The 288-nt window shown below is 60.1% G+C and carries 1 protein-coding gene; it reads left to right on the top strand.

The genetic code is table 11. The annotated features are described in order from the left end of the window. Positions 1-288, top strand: a 288-nt coding sequence (locus CHK_RS13505) for a 2-oxo acid dehydrogenase subunit E2 (RefSeq protein ID WP_046444606.1), incomplete at both ends; no start/stop codon positions are given.

The following is a 288-nucleotide window of genomic DNA, read 5'->3' as shown; positions in this document are numbered from 1 at the left end:
GCGGAGGTAAGCGGCAGCGGCTCTCACGGCAAGATCACAAGGGAGGATATCCTGGCTGCGGTAGCGGCAAGAAGCGCGGCAGCCGGTGGCGGGACGCAGCGCGGGGAGCGCGTTATCCCAATGAAGGGGATGCGCAAGGTGATTGCGGATCGGATGCAGGAAAGCCTGCGGGTGCACGCGCAGCTGACACATACGGTGCGCGCGGATATGACGAACGCGGCAGCGCTGCGTGAAGCATACAAAAAAGTGGATAAGAAGGTATCGTACAACGATATCGTATTAAAGGCG

The sequence above is a fragment of the Christensenella hongkongensis genome, from assembly GCF_000981035.1.
GTDB lineage: Bacteria > Bacillota > Clostridia > Christensenellales > Christensenellaceae > Christensenella > Christensenella hongkongensis.
This window is presented reverse-complemented; position numbering and strand designations above follow the sequence as displayed.